Here is a 24,916-nt window from a genome sequence, read left to right on the forward strand (position 1 = left end):
CCGCCCCCCGCCCGGGCCGCCCGCGCCGCCCCCCCCCCCCCGCCGGGGGGGGGGGGGGGGGGGCCCCCCCCCCCCCCCGCCCCCATCGCCGTTCCCGGCGTCAGATGAGGTCGCCGATCTCGTCCTCGATGAGCCGGACGTTCACGCCCGAGTTGGGGCAGCCGCCGAAGTGGTGCAGGGCGACGACCTCGTGCGAGTCGCGCGAGAGCACCGGCGAACCGGAGGACCCGAACTCGGTGTCGCAGTAGTACGAGACGTCGCTGCCGGCCACGTACCCGTCGTACACCTCGTCCTTCACCACGCAGTTCCCGCCGTCCACAGAGGACTCCATGGCGATCTCGGTGGGCCGGCCCGCCGGGTGCTGCGGGATGTAGATCGCCTCCCCCTTGCTCGCGGGCCGGCCGGCGAGCTCGAGGTACCCGAACCGCTCGATCCGCTCGAAGTCGTCCACGGTGAACAGCGTGTAGTCCAAGGACTTCGAGGTCGCCAGCACTTCCTCGCCGCGCACCTTCACCGGCGTGTTCGCGAGGTCCGCCCCGCACGCGACGCAGTCGTACCCGAACCACACCTCGGTGTTCTGCGCCTCCTGCGTCTCGGTGAAGCAGTGGTGGTTCGTCAGCATCCGGTTGCTCTCGCCCACCCGGAACGCCGTGCACAGCACGGTCCCGTCGATGAGCAGCCGCGCCACCGGCTCCGCGTGGTCGACCACCGCGGGGTACGAGGTGCGGTAGCAGACCGAGGAGCGCTTCTCGTCGCCCTGGCAGATGCTCTCCTCCGGCCGGGCCTCGTCCGCCCGCTCCTGCGCCATCCCGTCCACTTCCTCGGAGGTGAACCCGTACGCGGCCTTGTCGATCAGCGCGCCCAGCGCGGACGAGCCGCCGCTCCCGGGCCCGCGGTGCAGCTCGACGATCGCGGTGTCCCCGGTGATCGAGGTCGCCCACTGGTCGATCAGGGACTCCTCGTACCGGTACGACTCGGCGCCGTCGGGGCTGGAGACCGTGACGAAGTCGCCCGTGTCCAGCAGCAGCCGCTCGAAGTGGACCTTCACGTACCCCGCGTCCGGGCCCGAGACCTCGAGGACGTTCGCGTCGTCCGCGTAGGTCAGCGACTCCGCCACCTCGGTCACCTCGCCGACGTCGAGGAGGCCCAGCAGGTCGTCGTCCACAGGGAGGATCTCGGCGGTGTCGTCGAGGACCGCCGTGACCGGGTCGTCCTCGGCGAACGCGCTCGGCACCACGACCGCGGCCCCGCCCAATGCGATCGATCCGGCCGCCGCGGCCAGGATGAGCTTGCGGCGCCTGCGGTCGCCCCCACTGTGCCCGGTTCGTGGTTTCCGCACGCTTGCCGCCACGGTCGGCCCCTTTCGTGAGAGATGTGTCGACCGTTCAACGAGCGAGGGGCGGGGAAGTTGCGCCGCAAGCGGACGGGAAGGCGCGGGTCACAGGGCAACCGGTGGCGACCGGCCCGGAGCGCCCGGCGGGCGCCTCACAGCGTCCCTGCGGGCGCCGAATCCCGCCGGGGTCTACCGGTCCGCCCCACCCGGGCGGCAGCGCTCCAGGATGTCGTTGAGGCCCTTGCGCGTCGCCACCACGAGCAGCGTGTCCCCGCGCCCGACCCGGAACGCCGCGTCCGGGTTCCAGCTGATCGTCCCGCCCGCGCGCTTCACCGCCAGCAGCCGGTGCGAACCCACCTTCGTCGCCCGGTGCGCGGCCGCGTCGTCCATCATCGACCCCGCCCCGACCTCGAACGCCTCGATGTACGCGATGTGCCCGCGCACCGGGATCGTCACGAGCACCTTGTCGTCGGTGAGCGCCTGCGCGAAACTCGCGGACGCCACCTCCGGCGCGCTGTAGGACGCGTGCGGCGGCGCCCCCTGCGGCGGCGTCGACCGGTTCAGGTTCTGCCGGATCAGCGCCGCGAACTCCGGGTTGTAGATCCGCATCACCGTGCGCAGCTTCGGATTGCACTCCAGGCCCGACAGCGCCGCCTCGAGGTTCGCCTCGTCCTGCTTCGCCATCGCCACCAGCGACCGGCAGTGCCTGATGTTCGCCTCCGCCAGGATCTCCTGGTTCGAGCCGTCCCCGAACAGCACCTGCGCGCCCTTCGCGCGCGCGGCCCGCACCCCCATCGCGTCCCGGTTCTTCTCGATCGCGACCACCGGGATCTTCGCCTCCCGCAGCCGCTCCACGACCCGGGTCCCCATGTTGCCCAAGCCGACCACGATCACGTGCTCGCGCACCTGCCGGGTCCGGCGGCCCTCGGTGAGCGCGTACCGCCGGTCCACGACCGCCTGCACGATCGCACCGGTCGCGAACGGGATCAGCAGCGAACCGGTCAGCACCACCGCCGCCTGCGTCACCTTCAGCAGCCGGCTCGCGCTCATGTCCGGGTCGATCCCGCCGCCCGCCATCAGCGCGAGCAGGTAGAACACCTCCCCGTCGCCGTCGGCCGCGTTCGCGCCGCTCGGCCAGAACCGCAGCACCAGGAACCCGAACGCGAACACCGCGAACAGCACCAGCGCCAGCACGACGAGGCTCTTGGTGAGCATGCCCCGCAGCGCGCTCGACGCCTCCTTCACCGCCAGCGTGGCGTTCTGGAGCCTCGGACGCAGCTGCCCGCGCCTGCGGTCCGGCGAGAGCCACAGGTACCGCAGCGCCTCGTGCTCGTCCTCGGGGATCAGCTCGATCCCGGCCTGGTTCCCGCCCGCGACCACCCACTGCGCCTCGGCCCGCTCCTCGCGCTGCCGCGACAGGTACAGGCGGCGGCCCCACACGGTGATCTCGCCCGGCGGCAGCTGCTGCAGCGCCGCGAGCGCGTACGTGTCCGCGACCATGTCCGCATCGGACTGGACGTACACGCCGTCCTCGTTGTCGCCCAGGAGCTTGCGGATGTTCGCCCGCAGCCCGCTGTTGTACATGCGGATGACCAGCCGCGGCAGCGTCTCGTCGCCCAGGTAGTGCGACATCTCGCGGATCTTCAGCGCCATGTGGAGGTTGCCCACGTCGTTCTGGTCCATGAGCGCGACCGCGTACGCGTCGGTGAGCCCGGCCAGGCGCACGGTCTCGGCGGTGACCTCGTGCTGGCTGAAGACCTGGAGTTTGCGGTTGACCTCGGCTTCGCGGCGGATCTCCTCGCGCTGGCCGCCGGGGCCGTCGGGGAAGACGGCGGTGACGTGGAAGGCGTAGCGCTCGATGAGGTGCTTGATGAACCGGAGGGTCAGTCCGTTGTCGCCGACCACGATGACGCGGCGCTCGGGGGGCTCGTCGTCGTAGCGGATATGCCGGGGGTGCATGCGAGCATTCTACGGACGGTTCGCAAACGATTGCGCCCCGAAGATCCTGGGAGCATTCAGGGCTTGCGGGAGAGCCGGGCGAGGAGTTTGTCCACGTCGGCCTGGTAGTCGTACCAGTCGACGTCGTGCACGAAGCCGAGTTCGGCGTTGATCCAGCGCACGTCGTCGGCGGTCTCGAGGGTCCAGGTCTGGACGTCGACGAGCTGCGGTTCGGCGCGGCGCAGTTCGGTGAGGAGGCGGGCCTTCATGGTCATCGCGAGCCCGTAGGAGCGGTGCTGGGGGGCGACGACGGTGTCGTACTGGTCGGCGCGGGTGGGCCGCTGCGCGGAGACGACGAGCTCGGTGAGGCCCACGACGTTCCCGAAGGGCTCGGCGATGGCGACGGCGATGTGCGAGCGCATGCCGCGCCGCGCGAGGGTCTGGAAGGAGTCGCGCAGGGCCGGGGCGTAGGCCGAACCGCGCCATTCGGGCACGAACGCGACGTTCCCGGGGCTCGAGCGCAGGTTCGCCTTGACGTCCGCGTAGGAGTCCATGAGCCGGTCGGGGATGCCCCCGGCGTGGTATTCGAGGCGGTACCCGGCGGCGAGGCGCCCGGCGGCGTGCTCGATCTTCTCCCAGTCGATGTCGGACCAGCGCAGCAGGTGGCGCTGCTCGACGACGTTCCGGGAGAAGCCGTGGCGGTCGTAGAAGCCCACGGCGGGGGTGGTGGCGATGACCTCGACGGCGAGGGTCCGGCAGCCGTTGGCCTTCGCGCATTCGGCGACGGCGCGCAGCAGGCGCGAGCCGACCCCCTTGCCGCGGGCGGACGGCCTGGTGGACATCTCCACGACCCCGGTCCCGCCCTGCTCGCCGCCGAACAGGATCAGGCTCGCGTGCCCCACGAGGTCGCCGTCGGCGTCGCGGTCCATGAACAGGAACCGGCGGTCGTCCGGGAGCGACCCGGTGAGGTAGTCGCGCAGGCGGTCGGTGCGCCACCGCGGCTCGGCCGGCATGTCAGCGGCGGTCATGTCGTTGAGCACCGAGCACCAGTCGCGGAGGTCGTCGGCCGTCATCTCGCCGGGAGCGAGCTGCTTCAGGGGCATCTCTTATCCTTACCCGAAATCGTCACCGAACGGAACCCCCTCCTCACAGCATGCAGCGAATCGGGGGATCTGTCAGGCGGTGCTCTTCCTGCCGTACTCGTCGGCGCGGTCGAAGACCTTCTTGACGTAGTCCTCGCGGGGGTTGTAGCTGTGGACGGCCGCATACCAGCCGTCAGGGGTGCTCATGTCGCGATCGTCGTGGCAGAGGTAGTTGGCGGCGGCGGTGACGGCGTCGTCGATGTCGTGCGGGTTGAACTGCCCGTCGCCGTCGCCGTCGGCCTTCCAGTGCTCCCATGTGCTGGGGAGGAACTGCATGGGGCCCATCTCGGCGTACCCGGAGCCGATGATCTCGGTCAGGGTCGTGCCGTCGGCTTGGAGCTGGTTCCCGCCGGTGGTGCCGTGGGTGGTCTCGGTGGCGCCGATGCCGGCGAGGGTGGTCCAGGACAGGTGGCAGCCGGGGTTGTGGGCGGCGGACATGAGCTCGCCGCGGCCGTAGGCGACGAGCGCCCGCTGCGGGATGCCCAGGTCGCTCAGGCCCGCGGCCCACGCGTCGAGGCTGGCGGGCCCGGCGGGCGTGCTGGGCGTGGCGGTGGGGGACTGGCTGGTCGTGTCGGTCGGCTGCAGCACGTCGCCGACGGGCGTGGACTCGGCGGGCAGGCCGCCGTTCGGGGCCTCCTCGATCGCGTCCTCGGGGGAGAGGACGAGCGGCGCCTCCTCCTCTTCGGGGGTCGGCTCGGTGCCGAAGGACCAGGCGGGCCCGGCCCCGGGGACGACGAACCAGCCGGCGGCGAGCGCCCCCGCGAGCGCGATCACGGTGACCACGACCTGGACGCTCAGGCGACCGGCCGGGGCGCGCAGCCCCCGGTAGGCGGCCCTGCACGAGCGCCCGACGCCCTTGACGCCGAGCCACACCGCGCGCGGCGCGGCCTTCACGGCCCGCCACAGCAGGCGCGGGCTGCGGCGCAGGGCCCTGAGGACGCGCCGGGGCAGGGCGGCGATGCGGCGGGGGAGGGTCGCGAACCACACGGGAGGGGGTCGTCCTTTCTCGTTCAACAGCTCAGTCGAGGTGCTGCGCGGTGGCGCTGCTCGGTCGGGGTCGTCGCTGGCGGTGCACGGACGCCGCCGCGGGCGGGCTTCCGCGGCGGTCCGGCGCCGGTGCCGCGGTGCCGGTGGCGGCCCGGGCCCCGGCGGGCCGTCGATCGGACGGCGCTGCGCATTCGCGAGGGACCGGACTGAAAGCGAGTATTCCCTAGTTTCGTCCCCGCGGGCAACGCCTGAGCGCCAATAATTCCGAAATCGGCCGCGACCGAGTGGCGCGCGACTCGTTCTCCCAACGGACACGGTCTTGCCACGAGCAAACCCGCGGCGAACAGTGCCTCACGTCCGCGTCTGCGCTGGAAGCGGCGTTCAGACCGGGTGCCAGTTCCCATCACGGCAGGTAACCGACTGAGATGGGGGTGACACTGTGAGGCCGCTGGGCATTGTGCCCGCGCACCAGCGCGCCACAGCCCGGCATACGGGGGCTGAACGAAAGTTGATCGACACGTGGATACGACAACGGCATCGCACGCCGCACTGACAGCCATTGCCCCTCCCCTCGGGGACAACGGACCGGAGTATCGAGAAGCGTCCGATGTGGCTAGTCGCTGCGCAATACCGGCAATCGCCGAAAAGAACACAGTGGACCGCGGCAGCGCCGCCCGGCCCACCCCGCTGCCCTCCGGCGACGTCACGTTCATGTTCACCGACATCGAAGGATCCACCCGCCTCGCCTCCGGCCTCGGCGCCGAACGCTACCGGGTCGTCCTCCACCGCCACCGCGCGCTCGTCAGAGAAGTCCTGCGCGCCACCCGCGGCACTGAGATCGACACCGAAGGCGACTCCTTCTTCGTCGCCTTCCACGACGCCGCCGACGCCTGCGCCGCCGCCATCGGCATACAGACCGCGCTCAGCAGCGCCGAATGGCCCGCCCACGACGGCAAGCCACTGCGCCCCCGCGTCCGCATAGGACTCCACACGGGCGAGGCCTGGCCCTCCGCCGGCGGCTACGCCACACCCGAAGTCCACCGCACCGCCCGGATCTGCTCCGCCGCACACGGCGACCAGATCCTCGCCTCCGCCGACTGCGCCACCGCCGCCGGACTCCCGCCCGGCGCCGTCCACCGCCTCGGCGACTTCGAACTGCGCGGCCTGCCCGGCGCCACCGAACTCGTCCAGCTCGCCGCGCCCGGACTCCCGACCGCGTTCCCGCCGCCGCCCGTGCGGCCCCTCACCCACCACCTGCCCGCCGACCTCAAACCGCCCGTCCCACGGCCCGGCGAATACCGCGAACTCGACCGCGCCTTCGCCACCCACCGGCTCGTCAGCCTCACCGGCCTCGGCGGCTGCGGCAAGACCACCGTCGCCAAGGCCTGGGCCCGCCGCCGCCTCGCGTTCTACGAGCACGGCGTCTGGTACTGCCGCGCCGGCGACGACCTCGGCGCCGCCCTCCTCCACGCCCTCGGCCGCAGGCCCGAATTCCTGCGGCCCGCCCTCGACACCGCCGCCGACCGCCTCCGCGAAGCCAAGGCCCTCCTCGTCCTCGACGACCTCGACCGCACGCACGCACCCGACGTCGAACGGCTCCTCCGCGACTGCCCCGACCTCGCGATCCTCGCCGTCGGCACCCGGCCGCTCGAGCTCCCCGGCGAGGCCAAACGCGCGCTCGGGCTCGCCCCGGACGACGTCAGCGCCGCGATCCTCGCCGGCTACTGCGAGGAACGCGGCGCGCCCTGGACCGCCGCCGACTGCCGCGGCCTCGCCGCCGCCGTCGAGGGCTTCGTCCCCGCCCTCACCGCGCTCGCCGAGGTCACCGCCCTCGGCTCGCCCGGCGTCGCCCTGCGGTACCTGAACGACGACCCGGCCGCCGCCCTCGACGGCGGCGGCCGCGTCCGCGCGGGCCACGCCCGGGGGCGGGGGGCCGGGGGGGGGGGGGGGGGGGCGGGGCTGCTCGAACTCGCGGCGCGGTCGGGCGGCGCGACCGTGGACGCCGTGTTGGACCTGTGCCGCCAGCGCGACGGGAGCCTGGAGGCGCTGGTGGAACTGGTCGACGTGGCGCTGGTCGTGATCGAACGGCCTGCGATGGACCAGGCGGTGTACCGCGTGCCGGCGCCGCTGCGCTGGCTGCTGACGGGGGCGGCTCCCGAGGTGCTCGAGGCCCCGGCGCGGTCGCGGCCCGAGACGAGGACGGAAGCGCGGACGGAGGCGCAGGCGCCGGCCGAGCGGCTGCAGCCGCGCCCGGTCGCCGCCGGCTTCGCGGACCGGCTGGTGCACCCGGTCAACTTGGAGGGCGCCCGCCTGCGCGCGGTCGCCTAGCGCGCGCAACGCGATCGGAGGCCGGGGCGGCGGGGGACCACCCGCCGCCCCGCCCGGGTCGCCGCGAGCAGGCCGCCATCGCGCCTTCCCCTGCCGTGGCAGCGCCGCGGCCGCATCTCCCTCGTTCTCGCCGAGGCCGCCCGCGTCTGCCGGCCTCGCTTCTCCGCCTGGACCCCGTGTTCGACCGCCCGCGCCGCAACCGGCCCTCACCCGAGGCCGCTGCCTGCCGTGCCGCCGCTCGATCTGACGCATACCCACGGTCGCGCCGTCCCGCGCCCCTGCTCAAGCTGACGCATACCCACGGTCGCGCCGTCCCGCACCCCTGCTCAAGTTGACGCATACCCACGGTCGCGCCGTCCCGCGCCCCCGCACGCGCCTCCACGTCCCCGATCTCTTTCGGGTGACACCTCGGCCGCCGGGGGCGATTTCGGGGCGATTCGTGTCGGACCCCGGCGGGAGGATCGAGCGGAGCGCTGATCTTTCCCCTCAAGTGGTGGGTGGGGGGTGGTGGGTGGGACTTCGCGGACGGCCATCGCCGAAGCGACCGCGTTCCGTGTGCGATGCTGAGCCAGTGACTGACAGGCAACCGCAGGCCGCTCGAAACCACACCGCCTCCGCAGCCGCCATCGCGCGCGCCGCCAAGGTCATCCCAGGCGGCGTCAACTCGCCCGTGCGCGCGTTCCGCGGCGTCGGCGGCGACCCGGTGTTCATCCGGGAGGCCTCCGGGGCCCGCATGACCGACGTCGACGGGAACACCTACATCGACCTCGTCGGCTCCTGGGGTCCGCTGATCCTCGGCCACGCCCACCCCGACGTCGTCGCGGCCCTCACCGCCGCCGCGGCCCGCGGCACCTCCTACGGCGCGCCCACCGTCGGCGAGATCGAGCTCGCCGAGCTCATCGTCGAACGCACCCCGTGCGAGATGGTCCGCCTCGTCTCCTCCGGCACCGAGGCCACGATGAGCGCCGTGCGCCTCGCGCGCGCCGCGACCGGCCGCGACAAGATCGTCAAGTTCGCCGGCTGCTACCACGGCCACGCCGACTACTTCCTCGCCGAAGCCGGCTCCGGCGTCGCGACCCTCGGCCACCCCGACTCGCCGGGCGTCCCGGCCGCGGCCGCGGCGGACACGATCGTCGTGCCCTACAACGACATCAACGCCGTCGAAGCCGCGTTCGCCGCCCACCCGGGCCAGATCGCCGCGGTCATCACCGAGGCCGTCCCCGGCAACATGGGCGCGATCGAACCGCTCGACGGCTTCAACGAGAAGCTGCACGCCGTCACCCGCGCCCGCGGCGCGCTCCTCATCTCCGACGAGGTCATGACCGGCTTCCGGGTCGCTCCCGGCGGTCTCGCCGCGCCCGCCGACCTCTACACGTACGGCAAGGTCATGGGCGGCGGCCTCCCCGCCGCGGCGTTCGGCGGCCGCGCCGACCTCATGTCCCGCATCAGCCCCGCCGGCCCCGTCTACCAGGCCGGGACCCTCTCGGGCAACCCGCTCGCGGTCGCCGCGGGCCTCGCGACCCTCCGCGCCTGCGACGCGGACGTGTACCGCACGCTCGACGCGACCGCCGCCGAACTCCAGCGCATGGCGGGCGAAGCGCTCACCAAAGCCGGTGTCCCGCATTACGTCTCGGCACCGTCGAACCTCTTCAGCGTCTTCTTCCGGGAGGGCCCGGTCCGGAACTTCGACGACGCGAAGGCCCAGGACACCGAGGCGTACGGCGCGTTCTTCCACGCGATGCTCGAAGCGGGCGTCTACCTGCCGCCGAGCGCCTTCGAATGCTGGTTCACCTCGGCCGCGATCGACGAGGAAGCCCTGTCACACATCGAACAGGCCATGCACACAGCGGCGGCAGCCGCGGCTAAGGTGCGCTCATGAGCGGCTCCACGACCATCGTCCACCTGCTGCGCCACGGCGAGGTCCACAACCCGGACGGCATCCTCTACGGGCGCATCCCCGGTTTCGGTCTGTCCGAGCTGGGCCGCGAGATGGCCGTGGCCGCCGCCGAGCGCCTCGCGGGGCGCGACGTCGTGCACGTCGGCGCCTCCCCGCTGCAGCGCGCGCAGGAGACCGCCGAACCGGTCGCCGCCTCGTACCGCATGGACGTCACCACCTACGACGGCCTCATCGAGGCCGGGAACTCCTTCGAGGGCCTGAAGGTCGGCGTCGGCGACGGCGCCCTGCGCGAGCCGCGCTACTGGTGGCGCCTGCGCGACCCCTTCCGCCCCTCCTGGGGCGAGGCCTACCTGGACATCGCGCGCCGCATGATGGACGCCGTCGAGCAGGCCCGCCTCGCCGCCGAGGGCTCCGAGGCCGTCCTCGTCAGCCACCAGCTGCCGATCTGGACCGCCCGCCGCTTCGCCGAGCGCAAGCGCCTCTGGCACGACCCGCGCAAGCGCGAGTGCGCGCTCGCCTCGATCACGAGCTTCGTCTACGAAGGCGCGAAACTCGCCCGCATCGAGTACTCCGAGCCCGCCGCCCACCTGGTCCTCAAGTCCGAGTCCGCTCGGAAGGCCAAGGGCGCCTGACGATGGCCCTGCGGCGGAGGACGATGCTGGCGGCCGTGCCCCTGCTGGCCCTCGCCGCCTGCTCCGAGTCAGGCGGCGAGAACTCGGACCGCGCCAACGAGATCAACCGCGACCGGTTCGTCTCGGGCGACGGCTCGAACTACCGCTGGGAGGAGCCGGACGAGCGCTTCGCGGCGCCCCGGCTCACCGGCGAGGACCTCGACGGCAACCCGATCGACACCGACGACTGGGCCGGGTCCGTCCTCGTCGTCAACTTCTGGGGCTCCTGGTGCCCGCCGTGCGTCGCCGAGGCCCCCTACCTCGTCGAGGCCGCCGCTGAGTTCCAGGATCAGGGCGTGCAGTTCCTCGGCGTCAACATCCGCGACACCGGGGACGCCGCGCAGGCCTTCGAGAACCGCTGGGCCGTCACCTACCCGTCCCTCTCGGACGAGGCGGGCCGGGTCGCCGACCAGTTCGTCGACTACGGGCTCTCCCCGAACGACATCCCCGCCACCATCGTGATCGACGCCGAGCACCGCGTCTTCTCCATCTGGCGCGGCGGGATCGACGACGCCGAGACCCTCATCGCCGACGTCCGCAAAGCCCTGGAGCCCGCATGAGCACGCCCCCGAAGTCCGCGCTTCGCAAGGCCGCCAAAGGCGCCGTGATGGCCGGGACCGCCGCCCTCGCGGCGGTGGCGGTCGGCACCCTCGTCAAGCGCCGCCTCGACGGCATCGCGCCTCTGCAAACCGCGCCTCTGCAAACCGCGCCGCTCGAGGACGGCCGCTCCGTCCGCCTCGCCGGGCACGGCGACGGCCCCGCTGATTCCTTGGCCCGCAAGGAGTCCGAGTGAACCCCGCCGAGACCGCCGCCTCCGGTCCGCTGCTGCTCGCCTTCGGCGTGGCCGCGCTCGCCGGCCTCGTCTCGTTCGCGTCGCCGTGCACCCTCCCCCTCATGCCCGGGTACGTGTCCTATGTGACCGGCATGAGCGGCCAGGAACTCTCGAAGGACCGCCGCGTCGGCCGCGTCCTGATCGGCGCGCTCCTGTTCGTCGCCGGGTTCACCGCCGTCTACACGACCGTGGTGTTCGCCCTCCAGAGCGCCGGACGCGCCCTCCTCACCAACTCCTCCACGCTGGAGACCGTCGCCGGGATCGTCATGATCGCCATGGGCCTCATGTTCATCGGCCTCATCCCCACCCGCGGCGGCTTCGCCCCCAAATGGCGCCCCGCGGTCGGCCTCGCCGGGGCCCCGCTGTTCGGCGCGGTCTTCGCGCTCTCGTGGATCCCCTGCACCTCACCGGTGCTCGCCGCGATCACGAGCCTCGCCGTGATCCAGGACGGCACCGGCCGCGGCATCGGCCTCATGATCGCCTACTGCGCCGGACTCGGCGCGCCGTTCGTGCTCTTCGCCGTCGGCATGCACCGCCTCGCCGGAGCCCTCGACTTCCTCAAACGCCACGGCCGCGCGATCTCCATCGCCGGCGGCGTCATGCTCTGCCTCGTCGGCGTCGCCCTCGTGACCGGCGCCTGGACTGAGTTCACCAACTGGCTTCGCGCCACTGTCGGAGCAGGGGTGAGCCTGCTGTGACGCCCACCAACTGGCTTCGCGCCACCGTCGGAGCAGGAGTGAGCCTGCTGTGACGTCCACGAACTGGCCGCGCGCCACCGCCGGAGCCGGAGTGAGCCTGCCGTGACCGCCACCCTGACACCCCCGCCCCGCTCCAAGCCGAAGGCCGCCAAGCGCTTCCGCGCGTTCGCCCGCCGCTGGTGGCACCAGCTCACCGCGATGCGCACCGCGCTCCTGCTGCTGCTCGCCCTCGCGCTCGCCGCGATCCCCGGCTCGACGTTCCCGCAGCGGGCGATCAGCGCCGTCGACGTCTCGAACTACTACGACCAGCACCCCGACCTCGCGCCCTGGCTCGACCGGGTGTGGGCCTTCGACGTCTACACCTCGCCGTGGTTCTCCGCGATCTACCTGCTGCTCATGATCAGCCTCATCGGCTGCATCCTGCCGCGCCTCGGCGTCCACTGGAAAGCCCTGCGCGCCAAGGTCCCCGACGCGCCGAAGCGCATGTCGATCCTCCCGTACCACCGCACCCTCGCGGTCGAGGCGAACCAGTCGATGGCCCGCGCCGTCCTCAAGCAGCGCCGCTGGCGCACCACCGTGCGCGAGGCCGAGGACGGCACCGTCACCATCGCCGCCGAGAAGGGCCAGCTCCGCGAGACCGGGAACCTGCTGTTCCACACCAGCATCATCTTCATGCTCGTCGGCGTCGGCGCCGGCAGCCTCATGAGCTGGTACGGCAACCGCATCCTCTCCGAGGACAAGGCCTACTGCAACAACCTCCAGCAGTACGACGAGTACGGCCTCGGCGCCTGGGTCGACGAGACCAGCCTCCCGCAGTTCTGCCTGACCCTCAACGACTTCGACGCCCAGTTCACCAACGGCGGCCCCACCGCCTACGACGCCGACGTCTCCTGGGAGGCCACGGGCGGGGACGGCGCCGTCGAGGAAGGCGACTACGCCCTCGAGGTCAACCACCCGCTGAACATCGACGGCACCAACGTCTTCCTCATCGGCCACGGCTACACCGCCGTCGTCACCTACACCGACCGCTACGGCCAGACCCAGACCCTCCACCAGGAGTTCCTGGCCATGGACGCCTCCATGAACTCCGAGGGCGCGTTCAAGTTCCCCGACGTCAACGTCAACCCCGACACGGGCGCCGTCGACGAGGACGCCGAAGTCGGCTTCGACGCGATCCTCGTGCCCACCTACGAAGACGGCGGGATGCTCCTCGGCACCGACCCCGAACTCAACAACCCCGTCCTCGCCCTCACCGCCTACACCGGCGACCTCGGCCTCGCCGACGGCCAGCCCGAATCCGTCTACGCGATCAACGAGGCCCAGATCGCCTCCGGCAACCTCGAACAGGTCAACGACCAGGTCGAGGTCATCGGCGTCGGCGACGCGATGACACTGCCCGACGGCTCGCAACTCACGTTCGACGGCGTCGAGCAGTACGCCGTCCTCCAGGTGCGCCACGACCCGGGCGGCCCCGTCGTCCTCGCCGGTGCGATCCTGCTCCTGGGCGGCCTGCTGCCCGCGCTCGCGGTGCGCCGCAGGCGCTTCTGGATCCGGTGGAACCCCGACGGCACCGTCGAGACCGCCGGCCTCAACCGCAACGACTACGACGGCCTCGACGAGGAGTGCGACGAGCTCACCGCTGCGATCGCGCCCGGCCATGAGCCGCCGCAAGCATCAGAAACCGACGACTCGATCGGGAGCCAGCAATGACCGGAGCCGAAGTCGCGAACGCGCTGTTCGTCGCCACCATCGTCACCTACGCGGGGGCCATGTTCGCCTACGCGGTGGAATACGCCTTCGACAAGCGGGCGCCCAAGGGCGCCAAGCGGCTCGCCGCAGTCGGCGCCGCCGGCGACACCGACGACGCGGACCTCATCCCCGCCGAGAACGCGCCCATCAGCCCCGCCGCCGCCCGCGGCGCGGGCCGCCTCGGCCTCGTCCTCACCTTCCTCGGCACCGCCGCGCTCGCCACGAGCATCGTCACCCGCGTCGTCTACACCGGACGGTGGCCGTGGGGCAACATGTTCGAGTACACCGTGGGCGTGGCCCTCGCGAGCATGGTCACCTGGCTCATCCTCGTCTCCCGCGGCACCGTCCCGCGCCGCCTCGGCCTCTTCGCGACCTTCGCCGCGACGATGGTCCTCGGCACCTCCGTGCGCGTCTACACCGAAGCCGGACCGCTGGTCCCGGCCCTCGACTCCTACTGGATCATCATCCACGTGACGGCCGCGATCGTCGCCTCCGGCATCCTCCTCATCGGCTGCGTCTTCGCGATCCTCCACCTCGTCAAGCGCCGCTACGACCGCCAGGTCTCCGACGGCCGCCCGATCCGCTTCCCCCTCAACATCGCCGAGCGCCTCCCCGACGCGACCGCCCTGGAGCGCTTGACGTTCAAGATCCACGTCTTCGCGTTCCCGCTCCTCACCTTCGGCATCTTCGCCGGCTCCGTCTGGGCCCACTTCGCCTGGGGCCGCTACTGGAACTGGGACCCCAAGGAGGTCTGGGCGTTCATCGCCTGGGTCGTCTACGCCGCCTACCTCCACGCCCGCGTCTCCGGCCGCTCCGCCAAGGCCAACGCCCCCTGGATCGCGATCCTCGGCTACGCCGTCATGCTCTTCAACCTCACCGCCGTCAACCTCGTCTTCGGCGGCCTCCACTCCTACGCCGGGGTCTGACCACCCCGTCGAGGAACCCCGCTCCCCCCTCGAACGGACCTTCCATGACCCCTGAACACCTCCGCGACGCCGCCGGTCTGGCGGCCGTCTTCGGCTTCTTCGCGATGGCCTGGTTCGGCTGGGCCCAAGAGGGCCCGCCGAAGTCCTGGACCGCATGGCTCGCGACGGGCTCGATCCTGAGCATCCTGGTCGCCGCCGGCGGCGGACTCCTCCTGTGGCGGCACTGGTCCGACGGCACCGTCTTCGACGACGCCACCGGCCCCCGCTTCGGCGTCATCGTCGGCATCGAATTCGCCGCGGCCGCCCTCGGCGCGGGACTCCTCGCCTGGCGCAGACACGCCGACGCCATCCCGGCCTGGATCGCCTTCGTCGTCGGCGTCCACCTCTTCCCCGTCGCGGTCGTCCTCCAGATCCCGGCCGTCCACGTCCCCGCCGCGCTGATCACGGTCGCCGCGATAGCCGCCGTCCCCCTCGCGAAAGCCAAGGCCCTCAAGACGAGCGCCGTCATCGGCCCCCTCGCGGGAGCCATCCTCCTGATCACCGCCGCGACCTCCCTCATCGACGCCCTCACCCGCTGAACCGTCGCAAGGCAGGGCCGCGCGCCCGGTTACCGGTGCGCCGCAAGCGACTCCGCGTCAGGATTGCGGTGCGTGACGGGCCCTATATATAAGGTGTGGAACGGGAACGGGCGCCCTCCGTGAGGAGGGCGCCCGTTCCCGCTGCTTTGCGAGTGCGCGGCGGGGTGGGCCGGGTACCGGCGCGGCGTCTGCCTGGTCGTGATGTCGAAGTGCTCGGCGGTCCGCTCCAGGTCCGCCTGCTGGAAGGAGCGCTGGCCGCGGGCGCCGGGACGGTCCGGGATGATCAGGGGGCCGTCGTGGCTGCCCACGGGCGCCTGGATCGGGGCCGAGCGCTGGTCGGGGACGACATGGCCCTGGGCGCGCTCGCTCTTGTTGCGCACCCGCCCGGCCCGGTTGCCGCCCTGGCGGTTCGAGCCCGGCTGCGGGCCGCGGAGCTTGTCCACGGGGATCGCGCCGGTGGACGTCGGCAGCGCCTCCTCGTCGGAGACCTCGATGCCGAGCTGGTCGCGCTTGGTGACCATCTTCGGCTGCGTCCCCATGAGCGCGAACAGGAGCACGATGATCCCGATCGTCGCCACACCGAGGATCGGCAGGATCAGCATGATCGGGTCGATGCCCGCCACCGTGTCCCGCCCGCCGTCGGTGAGCTGGACCCGCACCCCGGCCATGCCCGTGAAGTGCATGGAGCAGATCGCGATCGCCATGATGATCGCCGCGCCCGACTGCCAGCGCCAGCCGTCGAGGTACATGCCGCAGAACAGGGCCGCTGTCGCGGCGACGACCGCGATCACCACCGAGGCGATGAAGTAGCTGCGCTCGTGGGTGATGTGCCCCGAGACGTTGATGGCCGCCATGCCCGAGTAGTGCATGATCACGACGCCGATGCCGGTGATCGGCCCGGCCATGAGGATCTTCGCGACCGTGTTGCGTCGGCCCGTGCCCGCCACCAGGAGGCCGAAGAACACGGCGCCGATGGAGGCCACGAGGCTGAGGAACGTCTTCAGCGGGTCGTAGCCGATGTCCGAGTCGATGACCTTGAAGCCGATCATCGCGGTGAAGTGCATCATCCAGATCGCGGTGCCGCCCAAGGCGAACGCCGCGAGCGCGATCCACCGGATCCGCTTGCGGGCGGACTTCACCGTGGCGTCCTGCCGGCGCGCCTGCGTCATGCACATGAGCGCCAGGATCGAACCCGCGAACGCGAATCCGAAGGCCATGATGGGGTTGATCCAGCCGTACGTGAAGTGACTGACGTGTTCCATCCGTGGTCTTCCTCCCCGGGCTCGGCCCGTATCCGGAATGTCGCGCTAGAGGTGCGGCGCGATGTGAAACTTATACGACTACTGTCCGGCTGCGTCCGCAAGACGGACAGTTGCACTAGGACGGTCATTTCGGTCGCCCAGCTCGTCATGTGAGATCGAGTCCAGCGCGGGTGAGGCCAGTACGCCGAAGACCATCCCGACGATCGCGATCATCGCGAGGATGAGGATCGGCAGGAGCAGCACGAGCGGGCTGATGCCGGCGACGTCCTCGCTCGGCGGGCCCTGCACCTCGACCGCCGCCATGCCGGTGTAGTGCATGCCGACCACCGCGACGCTCATGACCGCCGACGCGAGTGCCATGCTGCCGCGCCGGTCGATGACGGCCGTGAACCGCAGCGCCACAGTGGAGGCGACGACCGCGACGGCCGCCGAGGCCGCGACCAGCACGGGGTCGTAGACGACCCGACCGCCCGTGGCGACCGCGGCCATGCCCGTGTAGTGCATCCCGACCACGCCCGCGCCGCACACGACGCCGCCGAGGATCAAGCGCGGCCAGCCCGCGCGCTCGCCCCCGGAGATGAACAGGCCGACGCCGACCGCGGCGACCGCGAGCCCGAACGAGGCGGCGGTGAGGCCCGGGTCGTACGCGATGTCGGCGCCGGTGACGGTGAAGCCGACCATCGCGATGAAGTGCATCATCCAGATGCCGACCCCGCCGATGGCCAAGGCGGCCAACAGGGTCCACCGCAGGCGCGCCCCCGCGGAGGCGGCGGCGCGGGCGAAGCGGGACGCCGACAGGCCGAGATAGGAGCCGGCCGCGGCGAAGGCGAGGCCCATCACGGGATTGAGCCAGCCGTAAGTGAAGTGGTGGTGCTCGAGTGTCGCTGCGAGCAGGTCGTTCGCTGGCACTGTCATGGGGTTGCCTCCTGGAAGGTCGTGGGTCAACCGTGCCGAATGGAGGGCGAAGTGTGTCGCACAGCTTGTGCGAGTCGCTCTCCGACCTGCGGGCGCTATGTCGGATCTGTCGCCCGATCGTGTTCGCGGCATCGCGATCGGTGAGTGGACTAAGGTGTGCGAAACGGTCGACACGAACTGTGCTCGCGCGGCTGCGGTTCGTATGGGACCCGCCGGTAGGGTCCACGGGCCGGGACACCGCCGGACGCCGCGAGAGTGCTCGTCCGAACGGACCGTCTTCGCGACCGAAGAGCCGAATACTGCATAGGCATGTGTCCGAAAGAGCAGTGTATCTTGGGATTCGCCCCGCAACACGGTGGCATACGCGCCGCACTTCAGCACGCCAGTACGCCCCTGGATTTCGACGCCCTCATTCGTCATGATGGAATCTGCTGGGCTTCACATGCCGCCCCCGCCGCCCCGGCGGCCGGACGGCAGCCGACTCGACACGTCGGCCCGAGACCGATCCCGCCCGGCCCGGGCCCTTCGGTCTGACACAGAGGACCACCCCAGGAGGCTAGACAAGGTGAGCAAGCGCAGCTCGAACCGTGCGGGTTCAGCGGCTCGACGAGGACCGCTCGGCCTGCCCCGCATCGCCGACATGCGAATCCGGTCCAAGCTGGGACTGATCCTCCTGGTGCCGCTCGTAGTCCTGGTGGCCGTCGCCGGCCTCCGCCTCTACGACCTCTCCGACCGTGTGTTCGAGTCGAACGACATGGTGGACCTCGTCGAGTTCAACACCTACGTCGCCGACCTCCGGTACGAGCTCCAGAAGGAGCGGTCCCTCCTCGTCACCCACCTCCGCCTCGACGACGACCACGTCGAGGGCATCGACCAGGCCCTCTACGACGAGTCGAACGTCGCCGCGCAGCAGAGCGAGACCGACGCCGCGTACGACCACTTCAACGAGAAGGCCGGGCAGCTCCCCGACCTCTCCGACGACATCGCCAACCGCATCGACGCCGTCCAGACCCAGTACGACAGCCTCCTCCAGATCCGCGACCAGGCCCTCAACGACGCCGGACAGGCGTCCATCGACGCCACCTCCCGCGTCTACCAGCGCCTCGTCCAGGAGCTCGTGACGATCACGGACATCTCCTCGCGCATCGTCAACGACCCCGAGATCGCCCGGAACCTGCAGGCCATCGCCGCCGCCACCACCATCCTCGAGACCCTCGAGGAGGAGCGCGCGATCGCCATCAACGTCGGCAACAACCGCGAGTTCATCAACAACACGCGGTGGCAGACCTTCATCTCCTATGCGTCCCTTCGCGAGACGGCCGAGGCCGAGTTCAAGACCGTCGCGAACCGCGAGGAGCAGCTCGCGTTCTTCTTCAGCGAAGGCGGCCTGAACACCGAGGCGGCGCAGCCGGCCCTCGAGTTCGAGAACGACGCCGAGTCCGCGAGCACGACCACGGCGCTCAAGGTCAACGCCGAGGTCATCGCCTCCTACGACGCGATCCTCGACAACGGCCTCGACTACATCAACACCGAGTCCGACCAGGTGCTCGACGAGGCCTCCCGCGACCGCGACGGGCAGATCTTCCAGCTGCTCCTCGAAGCCGTGCTCATCCTGGCCGCCTTCGTCATCGCGACCGTGATCGCCCTGCTCATCGCCCGCAACATGGCGACCGGCCTGCGGCGCCTCCGTGAAGGCGCGCTCGACGTGGCCCACGTGTCGCTGCCCCAGGCGGTGGCGCAGATGCGCGACGCCGAGACCATCGGCAACCGGACCCCCGACGAGGTCGCGGCCGAGACCGGCGCGGTGATCGACATCGACCAGCGCGACGAGATCGGCAACGTGGCGCACTCGTTCAACATCGTCCACACCGAGGCGATCCGCATCGCGGCCGAGCAGGCCGCCTTGCGCGCCAACGTCTCCCAGATGTTCATCAACCTCGCCCGCCGCTCCCAGAACCTCGTCGACCGGCTCATCGGCCACCTCGACCACCTGGAGCGCGGCGAGGAGAACCCCGACCGCCTCGCCGAGCTGTTCCAGCTCGACCACCTCGCGACCCGCATGCGCCGCAACGACGAGAACCTCCTGGTGCTCGCCGGCGCGGACTCCACCCGCCAGGAGCGCTACCCCGCGCCGATCGGCGACATCCTGCAGGCCGCCCAGTCCGAGGTCGAGCAGTACACCCGCATCGAGTTCGGGAACCTCGAGGCCGAGCGCGAGATCCGCCCGGCCGCCGTCAACGACCTCGTGCACCTCATCGCCGAGCTCATGGACAACGCGACCGCGTTCTCCCCGCCGGAGTCCCCGGTGCTCGTCGAGGCCGAGCAGATGCGCACCGCCGACAGCCCCCAGGGCGCGATCCGCGTGCGCATCAACGACATCGGCATCGGCATGCCCCCCGGGCAGATCGAGGACATCAACCGCCAGCTCTCCGAGTCGGCCGACGCCATCGACCTCGCGTCATCGCGCATGATGGGCCTCGTCGTGGTCGCCCGCCTCGCCAAGCGGCACGACGTGCGCGTCGAGCTGCGCCCCGGCGAGCAGCGCGGCACCGTCGCCGAGGTCATCCTCGGCGAAGCGGTCCTCACCGACCCCAAGCTCCCCGAGCGCGGCCTGCGCTCCGGGGTCCCCTTGGACGGCACGAACTTCGACGGCCCCTCCCACAACAGCGGCGACACGTTCTCCCTGCAGGGCCGCGAGGACGGCCCGCGCGGCGCCCTCGGCATGAACTCCGGTGCGCTGCCGCAGGTCCCCGAGAGCCCCGCCGGCCTGTTCGACACCGTCGCCCAGCCCGGCCCGCAGTCGCCGCCGCCCGCGCAGCCGCAGCCGATGTGGCAGCCGAGCGCCCCGCAGCAGCCGTCCCGGCCGCCGGTGGTGCCCCCGCAGCCCGCCGAGCCGCTGACCGGCGAGCACCAGCTGCACCGCAGCCAGAGCCAGCCGGCCGCCCACCCGTTCCAGCAGGCGGCCGAGGAGGAGCCGGGCTTCATGTTCCGGCCCGGCGGCCTCGCCGAGGAGCGCCGCCCCGGCGGCAAGGTCATGGAAGTGACCGGCGAGATCGTCTCGTCCGAGCACGTCGCGCTCCCCAAGATCCAGCTCGAGGCGTTCACGCCCGAACCGGAGCCCGTCCCGCCGTCGTGGCCCGACGCCGCCGCCGCGCCCTCCGGCACGGAGGCCCCGCGCGCCGCGAAGAAGGACCGCGTCTCGGCCCTCGACGCCACGACCGAGCTCCCGATCTTCCGCGAGGTCGAGTCGGCCTGGTTCAAGGCCGTCACTCCGGCCCCGAAGAAGGTCGAGGAGGACGCCCCCGCGGTCGGCGCGACCGCCGAGGCCGCCCCGACTGAGCGCCTTGACGAGTCGTCCATGCGTGCGACTGAGTCGCCCGCGGAGGTGGCGGACGCAACCTCGCCGCGCTACGCTGACCAGTCAGAAGCGGTCGAGTCCCCCGCCCCGGCTTGGGAGGCGGCACCGCCCACCCCTCCGCAGCCCACGGAAGGCTCGACGCCCATGCAGAGCAAGCCCGCCGACGAGCACTCGTCCGCTCCGGGCCTGGAACGACGCCGCCTCACCTCCCCCGAAACCGAGTCGGGCTCCTACGCCTGGCGCACGGCCGCCGACGACGGCTGGTCCCGGGTGGACAACGCCTTCGCCGAGACCGTCTCCGCCGAGACGACCTCGGTGGGACTTCCCAAGCGCCGCCCCATGGAACGCCTGGTTCCCGGGGCCGTGGAGGAATCACAGGAGACCGTCAGCGCGCAGAAGCGCAACCCGGAGGGCATTCGGGGCCTGCTGTCGGCCTATCACCGTGGGGTGCAGCGAGGACGTGGCAATGACGGTAACTGAGTCGCTGAACCGCAACACGGAAGACGCTACTAAGGAGCGCAAACGATGAGCACTGGTGGAACCTCGGTCCAGGACCTGGGCTGGCTGCTGGCCGGCTTCGCCGAACGCGTGCCCGGCGTGGCCCACGCCGTCGCGGTCAGCGCCGACGGTCTGCTGCTGGCCTCCTCGCGGGACCTGCCGCGGGACCGCGCCGACCAGCTGTCGGCCGTCACCTCGGGACTGGTGAGCCTCACCCAGGGCGCCTCCCGCTGCTTCGAAGGCGGCGCCGTCCTCCAGACGGTCGTCGAGATGGACCGCGGCTTCCTGTTCCTCATGTCCATCAGCGACGGCTCCTCGTTCGCGGTACTGGCCTCGAAGAACTGCGACGTGGGCCAGGTCGGGTACGAGATGGCCCTCCTGGTCGACCGCGTCGGCCAGGCCCTCACGCCTTCCGCCCGGAGCTGATCGCGCCCGCACAGGCGCGATTGGCGAATGCGTGTGCGGCACGGTAGGCTCCTCTCGAGCAGACCAGGCACGGTGAGCGCTAGCGTGAACCGTGTGGCAGTGCACAGCACGAGTGGGACGAACTGAAAATCGAACCCCTCCGTCGCATCCCCAGAGCGACGGGCCGGTGCCTCCCCTGGCACGCGGTACACGGATAACTGACATGACTGCGGCACAAGGATTGTGGGATCCGCGAGCTGCGGTTGGAGGTAGTAATGGTCCTCGGTGGTGATGAGCCGACCGGCTCACTCGTCAGACCGTACGCGGTCACTCGCGGCCGTACGCGGCCCCAATTGGAGATCGCCCTGGAAGCGCTGGTGGAGACCACCGCCCGCGGCCGGTCCGGGCAGTTCCTCGGCGGCCGGGAGCAGAAGGTGATCGTCGACCTGTGCGGCGGGCGCCTCCAGTCCCTGGCCGAGATCGCCGCGCGCATGGAGGTGCCCCTGGGCGTCGCGCGCGTGCTGGTCGCCGACATGGCGGCCGATGGATTGCTGGCAGTGCACGAACCCACCGGCTTCGACGCGGACGGCGGCGACGAATCGGTCGGAACCGAGCTCCTTGAGCGTGTCCTCAGTGGACTCAGGAGGCTATAGACCCACATGAACTCACCCGCAGACACCTCTCGCGTGACCTCTGCCAAGATCGTCATCGCCGGCGGCTTCGGCGTCGGCAAGACGACCTTGGTCGGATCGGTCTCCGAGATCACTCCGTTGACGACCGAGGCGATCATGACCTCCGCCTCGGAGGGCGTCGACGACAACAACCTGGTGCCCGACAAGGCGACCACCACGGTGGCGATGGACTTCGGCCGTATCACCATCGACCAGGACCTCATCCTGTACCTGTTCGGCACGCCTGGCCAGACCCGTTTCTGGTTCATGTGGGACGAACTCGTGCGCGGCGCCATCGGCGCGATCGTCCTGGTCGACACCCGCCGCCTCGCCGACTGCTTCTCGGTCATCGACTTCTTCGAGCACCGCAAGCTGCCGTACCTGGTGGCCGTGAACTGTTTCGACGGCAAGCAGCTCCACGACCTCAACGACATCCGCGACGCCCTGCAGATCTCGCACGACGTCCCCGTGATGTACACGGACGCCCGCAACCGGGAGTCCACCAAGCAGGTGCTCATCAAGCTCGTCGAATACGTGCTCTCGATGCGGCGCACCCGCACCGTCGGCGTCCACTAGCTGCCCACAAGCGGACGCAAGGCGATCGTCTAGGCTGACCCATCTCCCTGGACCATACTTCGAAGGGGCCCAAGGCTTTCACGCCTTGGGCCCTTTCGCTGTCCCCGGTCTTGCCGCGCGATGAGGTCGACATCGCGATGCCGTGTGAAACCCTGACACGGGTGGCGATCGCTCATAGAATCCACCGATGCCGACGCACGATCTCCCACGGACGCTCACCTGGCAGGGCCGGACGATCGCATGGGACCGCTTCGGAGACGGGCCGCCGCTCGTGCTCCTGCACGGCACCCCCTGGTCCCAGTACCTCTGGCGCCCTTACGCCGAGGCCCTCGCCTCGCGATTCACCGTCCACCTCTGGGACATGCCCGGGTACGGCCACTCATCGAAGGACCCCGCGCACGCCGTCGACCTCGGCTTCCAGTCCGAGGTGTTCGGGCACCTGCTCCGTGACTGGGGCCTCGAACGCCCGCATGTCATCGCGCACGACTACGGCGGCACCGTCGCCCTCCGCGCCAGGCTCCTCCATGGGGTGCAGTACGCGTCGCTCTGCCTCATCGACGTGGTGGCATTGCGGCCCTGGGGTTCACCGTTCTACCGACTCGTACGCGAACACGCCGACGTCCTTCAGCAACTCCCACCTGCCGTCCACCGCGGCGCCGTCGAGGCTTACATTCGCACCGCTTCCCATAAGGGGCTCACCGACACCGACCTCGAGGCCCTCGTCGAACCCTGGACCGGAGAACTCGGCCAACCGGCGTTGTACCGGCAGATCGAACAGGCCGACGAGCGGTTCACCGATGAGGTGGAGGAGCGATACGGCGACATCGACGAGCCCGTGCACATCATCTGGGGCACCGAAGACGCCTGGATCCCGGTCGACCACGCGCTCCGACTCCACGCGGGCATGCCCGGATCTTCGCTCGCTCTCATAGACGACGCCGGCCACCTGATCCAACTCGACGCCCCGGTGAGACTCGCAACCGAACTCACCCGCTGGACCGAATCCGTCCGATAACAACCCGACGCGTCACGGGCTGCCGGGCCGCCGGGCCGATCAGGTTGGGTGCGGGCACACATTGGATCCCGAACCTCCAAGCAGGCGGGAGCGCCCGGTCGTCTCTCGGCCCGCCCTCGGATCGATCGGGCCCGGGTTCAACCTGGCGGCGACAATAAGGCCTCATGCTGCAGTCCCGGCCGGTCTCCGGTTGCTCGGTCTGATCGTTTCGAGGTTCAACCTGGCAGCGACAACAAGGCGGGGCGGGGCTTTGGCCTGTCTCCGGCCTTCCGGTCAGAGTGGGCCGGAGTTCAACCTGGCAGCGACAACAAGGCCTCATACGATCCTGGCCGGTCTCCGGCTGCTCGGTCCGATCGTCTCGGGGTTCAACCTGGCAGCGACAACAAGGCGGGGGCGGGGCTTTGGCCGTTCTCCGGCTTCCCGGTGCGTGTGGTTCGGGGTTCGGGCGGGCAGCGACTGGAGGGTGTTGGCTGGGGTTGGTTTCTTGGCTTGGGCATGCCGAGGGGCCGGATCCCTCTGGGGGATCAGGCTGCGCTGCTTGGTGTGTGCCGTGCGGCGCTTCCCCCAGCAGTCGCCCGCTGGGGCACCCTAAGACCGGTACCGGTATCGGTGCCACCGACTCCGGGTCCGGTTTCGCGAAGTTCGCTCGGCATCGGGCCTTCGCCGCTCGCATGGCATTGATCGCCCGGTCTCGTTCAATCATCTGGGCCATGCCGTCAAGCTCGGGCTTCATCGTCTCGGACCATTCGGTGCGGTAGAGCCCGGTGGGGAACACATCCCAGTCCGAGCCTTGGTTCTCGGTGTCCATGTCGTGGTCGGTGCGCCAGTCGGAGCAGCCGCAGGCTTGGTTGTCGTTGACGCCCTGACCTTCATGACCGTCGTGGTGGGTGATGATCGCCTGCCCCGGCCCGGTCTTCTCCACGCTCCAGCCAGTGGTGTGGATGCGCCCGTGGTGGAACCTGCAGAGCAGGATCAGGTTCTCAGCGGCCGTCACACCGCCATCAGCCCAATGCTGGATGTGGTGCGCTTCGATCCAAGCGACCGGGCGGTCGCAGCCCTGCCAAGCACACCCTTTCGGTTGCTCAAGCTCCAGCTTCCTCCTAAGGGAAGCGTTCGGGAGGCGCATCGCCCGACCGA

21 protein-coding genes are annotated in these 24,916 nt (G+C 70.9%); 14 read left to right on the top strand and 7 right to left on the bottom strand.

Annotated features, from left to right (window positions below; all coding sequences use genetic code 11):
- Positions 1 to 100: 100 nt before the first annotated feature.
- From O2L01_RS19840 to O2L01_RS19855, 4 genes are all read right to left on the bottom strand, one after another.
- On the bottom strand, positions 101 to 1,339 hold the full coding sequence (locus O2L01_RS19840) for a trypsin-like serine peptidase (RefSeq protein WP_270123763.1): 1,239 nt from the start codon (positions 1,337 to 1,339) through the stop codon (positions 101 to 103).
- Positions 1,340 to 1,522: 183 nt separating this feature from the next.
- On the bottom strand, positions 1,523 to 3,292 hold the full coding sequence (locus O2L01_RS19845) for a potassium channel family protein (protein WP_270123765.1): 1,770 nt from the start codon (positions 3,290 to 3,292) through the stop codon (positions 1,523 to 1,525).
- Positions 3,293 to 3,348: 56 nt separating this feature from the next.
- A complete protein-coding gene (locus O2L01_RS19850; RefSeq protein WP_270123768.1) occupies positions 3,349 to 4,374 on the bottom strand; it encodes a GNAT family N-acetyltransferase in 1,026 nt (341 codons plus the stop codon).
- Positions 4,375 to 4,446: 72 nt separating this feature from the next.
- On the bottom strand, positions 4,447 to 5,400 hold the full coding sequence (locus tag O2L01_RS19855) for a lytic transglycosylase domain-containing protein (RefSeq protein ID WP_270123770.1): 954 nt from the start codon (positions 5,398 to 5,400) through the stop codon (positions 4,447 to 4,449).
- Between the two features lie 654 nt (positions 5,401 to 6,054).
- Here O2L01_RS19855 and O2L01_RS19860 point away from each other — a divergent pair.
- The 9 genes from O2L01_RS19860 to O2L01_RS19900 all read left to right on the top strand — a co-directional run bounded on the left by O2L01_RS19860 (position 6,055) and on the right by O2L01_RS19900 (position 15,079).
- Complete coding sequence (locus tag O2L01_RS19860) at positions 6,055 to 7,728, top strand: adenylate/guanylate cyclase domain-containing protein (RefSeq protein ID WP_270123773.1); 1,674 nt, start codon at positions 6,055 to 6,057, stop codon at positions 7,726 to 7,728.
- Positions 7,729 to 8,281: 553 nt separating this feature from the next.
- Positions 8,282 to 9,607 (top strand): glutamate-1-semialdehyde 2,1-aminomutase, encoded by a 1,326-nt coding sequence (gene hemL / locus O2L01_RS19865; protein WP_374727632.1) that lies wholly within the window; start codon positions 8,282 to 8,284, stop codon positions 9,605 to 9,607.
- The gene (locus O2L01_RS19870; RefSeq protein WP_270123777.1) at positions 9,604 to 10,257 is read left to right on the top strand and encodes a histidine phosphatase family protein; all 654 of its coding nucleotides are present in this window, start codon (positions 9,604 to 9,606) and stop codon (positions 10,255 to 10,257) included. Before hemL ends, O2L01_RS19870 begins: the two co-directional genes overlap by 4 nt.
- 2 nt (positions 10,258 to 10,259) lie before the next feature.
- The gene (locus tag O2L01_RS19875) at positions 10,260 to 10,856 is read left to right on the top strand and encodes a TlpA family protein disulfide reductase (protein WP_270123779.1); all 597 of its coding nucleotides are present in this window, start codon (positions 10,260 to 10,262) and stop codon (positions 10,854 to 10,856) included.
- A complete protein-coding gene (locus O2L01_RS19880; protein WP_270123781.1) occupies positions 10,853 to 11,089 on the top strand; it encodes a hypothetical protein in 237 nt (78 codons plus the stop codon). The genes O2L01_RS19875 and O2L01_RS19880 overlap by 4 nt, the downstream gene beginning before the upstream one ends.
- On the top strand, positions 11,086 to 11,826 hold the full coding sequence (locus tag O2L01_RS19885; RefSeq protein ID WP_270123782.1) for a cytochrome c biogenesis CcdA family protein: 741 nt from the start codon (positions 11,086 to 11,088) through the stop codon (positions 11,824 to 11,826). The genes O2L01_RS19880 and O2L01_RS19885 overlap by 4 nt, the downstream gene beginning before the upstream one ends.
- Positions 11,827 to 11,928: 102 nt before the next feature.
- Entirely contained in the window at positions 11,929 to 13,536 is a 1,608-nt protein-coding gene (gene resB, locus O2L01_RS19890; RefSeq protein WP_270123783.1) for a cytochrome c biogenesis protein ResB, read from the top strand.
- A complete protein-coding gene (gene ccsB / locus O2L01_RS19895; protein WP_270123784.1) occupies positions 13,533 to 14,501 on the top strand; it encodes a c-type cytochrome biogenesis protein CcsB in 969 nt (322 codons plus the stop codon). The genes resB and ccsB overlap by 4 nt, the downstream gene beginning before the upstream one ends.
- Before the next feature lie 44 nt (positions 14,502 to 14,545).
- The gene (locus O2L01_RS19900; RefSeq protein WP_270123785.1) at positions 14,546 to 15,079 is read left to right on the top strand and encodes a hypothetical protein; all 534 of its coding nucleotides are present in this window, start codon (positions 14,546 to 14,548) and stop codon (positions 15,077 to 15,079) included.
- A gap of 29 nt (positions 15,080 to 15,108) precedes the next feature.
- On the opposite strand, the gene O2L01_RS19905 is transcribed toward O2L01_RS19900, so the two are convergent.
- The gene (locus O2L01_RS19905; RefSeq protein WP_270123786.1) at positions 15,109 to 16,341 is read right to left on the bottom strand and encodes an MHYT domain-containing protein; all 1,233 of its coding nucleotides are present in this window, start codon (positions 16,339 to 16,341) and stop codon (positions 15,109 to 15,111) included.
- Positions 16,342 to 16,419: 78 nt separating this feature from the next.
- Entirely contained in the window at positions 16,420 to 17,256 is an 837-nt protein-coding gene (locus O2L01_RS19910) for an MHYT domain-containing protein (protein WP_270123787.1), read from the bottom strand.
- Between the two features lie 640 nt (positions 17,257 to 17,896).
- On the opposite strand from O2L01_RS19910, the gene O2L01_RS19915 reads away from it, so the two are divergent.
- The 5 genes from O2L01_RS19915 (at position 17,897) to O2L01_RS19935 (ending at position 23,779) form a co-directional block, all read left to right on the top strand.
- Positions 17,897 to 21,094 (top strand): sensor histidine kinase, encoded by a 3,198-nt coding sequence (locus O2L01_RS19915; RefSeq protein ID WP_270123788.1) that lies wholly within the window; start codon positions 17,897 to 17,899, stop codon positions 21,092 to 21,094.
- Positions 21,095 to 21,139: 45 nt separating this feature from the next.
- The gene (locus tag O2L01_RS19920) at positions 21,140 to 21,538 is read left to right on the top strand and encodes a roadblock/LC7 domain-containing protein (RefSeq protein ID WP_030161947.1); all 399 of its coding nucleotides are present in this window, start codon (positions 21,140 to 21,142) and stop codon (positions 21,536 to 21,538) included.
- Positions 21,539 to 21,792: 254 nt separating this feature from the next.
- Positions 21,793 to 22,170: a DUF742 domain-containing protein gene (locus tag O2L01_RS19925; RefSeq protein WP_106364086.1), complete on the top strand. Its 378-nt coding sequence runs from the start codon at positions 21,793 to 21,795 to the stop codon at positions 22,168 to 22,170.
- Positions 22,171 to 22,176: 6 nt separating this feature from the next.
- Positions 22,177 to 22,764, top strand: coding sequence for a GTP-binding protein (locus tag O2L01_RS19930; RefSeq protein ID WP_208499596.1), 588 nt, complete (start codon positions 22,177 to 22,179; stop codon positions 22,762 to 22,764).
- 187 nt (positions 22,765 to 22,951) lie between these two features.
- Positions 22,952 to 23,779: an alpha/beta fold hydrolase gene (locus tag O2L01_RS19935; protein ID WP_270123789.1), complete on the top strand. Its 828-nt coding sequence runs from the start codon at positions 22,952 to 22,954 to the stop codon at positions 23,777 to 23,779.
- Here the strand turns inward: O2L01_RS19935 and O2L01_RS25740 are convergent.
- Positions 23,751 to 24,905 carry an HNH endonuclease signature motif containing protein gene (locus O2L01_RS25740; protein ID WP_416259808.1) on the bottom strand — a complete coding sequence of 385 codons (1,155 nt, stop codon included), beginning with the start codon at positions 24,903 to 24,905 and terminating at the stop codon, positions 23,751 to 23,753. The two genes, O2L01_RS19935 and O2L01_RS25740, sit on opposite strands and share 29 nt — an antisense overlap.
- Between the last annotated feature and the right edge of the window lie 11 nt (positions 24,906 to 24,916).

The sequence above is a fragment of the Glycomyces lechevalierae genome, assembly GCF_027622945.1.
Classification (GTDB): domain Bacteria; phylum Actinomycetota; class Actinomycetes; order Mycobacteriales; family Micromonosporaceae; genus Glycomyces; species Glycomyces rutgersensis.

Bases quoted from the DNA above. Each gene is read 5' to 3' on its own strand.
- O2L01_RS19845 (WP_270123765.1), bottom strand. From the start codon at position 3,292: ATGCACCCCCGGCATATCCGCTACGACGACGAGCCCCCCGAGCGCCGC.
- O2L01_RS19850 (WP_270123768.1), bottom strand. From the start codon at position 4,374: ATGCCCCTGAAGCAGCTCGCTCCCGGCGAGATGACGGCCGACGACCTC.
- O2L01_RS19870 (WP_270123777.1), top strand. From the start codon at position 9,604: ATGAGCGGCTCCACGACCATCGTCCACCTGCTGCGCCACGGCGAGGTC.
- O2L01_RS19875 (WP_270123779.1), top strand. From the start codon at position 10,260: ATGGCCCTGCGGCGGAGGACGATGCTGGCGGCCGTGCCCCTGCTGGCC.
- O2L01_RS19880 (WP_270123781.1), top strand. From the start codon at position 10,853: ATGAGCACGCCCCCGAAGTCCGCGCTTCGCAAGGCCGCCAAAGGCGCC.
- ccsB (WP_270123784.1), top strand. From the start codon at position 13,533: ATGACCGGAGCCGAAGTCGCGAACGCGCTGTTCGTCGCCACCATCGTC.
- O2L01_RS19900 (WP_270123785.1), top strand. From the start codon at position 14,546: ATGACCCCTGAACACCTCCGCGACGCCGCCGGTCTGGCGGCCGTCTTC.
- O2L01_RS19905 (WP_270123786.1), bottom strand. From the start codon at position 16,341: ATGGAACACGTCAGTCACTTCACGTACGGCTGGATCAACCCCATCATG.
- O2L01_RS19910 (WP_270123787.1), bottom strand. From the start codon at position 17,256: ATGACAGTGCCAGCGAACGACCTGCTCGCAGCGACACTCGAGCACCAC.
- O2L01_RS19915 (WP_270123788.1), top strand. From the start codon at position 17,897: ATGCGAATCCGGTCCAAGCTGGGACTGATCCTCCTGGTGCCGCTCGTA.
- O2L01_RS19920 (WP_030161947.1), top strand. From the start codon at position 21,140: ATGAGCACTGGTGGAACCTCGGTCCAGGACCTGGGCTGGCTGCTGGCC.
- O2L01_RS19925 (WP_106364086.1), top strand. From the start codon at position 21,793: ATGGTCCTCGGTGGTGATGAGCCGACCGGCTCACTCGTCAGACCGTAC.
- O2L01_RS19930 (WP_208499596.1), top strand. From the start codon at position 22,177: ATGAACTCACCCGCAGACACCTCTCGCGTGACCTCTGCCAAGATCGTC.
- O2L01_RS19935 (WP_270123789.1), top strand. From the start codon at position 22,952: ATGCCGACGCACGATCTCCCACGGACGCTCACCTGGCAGGGCCGGACG.
- O2L01_RS25740 (WP_416259808.1), bottom strand. From the start codon at position 24,905: ATGCGCCTCCCGAACGCTTCCCTTAGGAGGAAGCTGGAGCTTGAGCAA.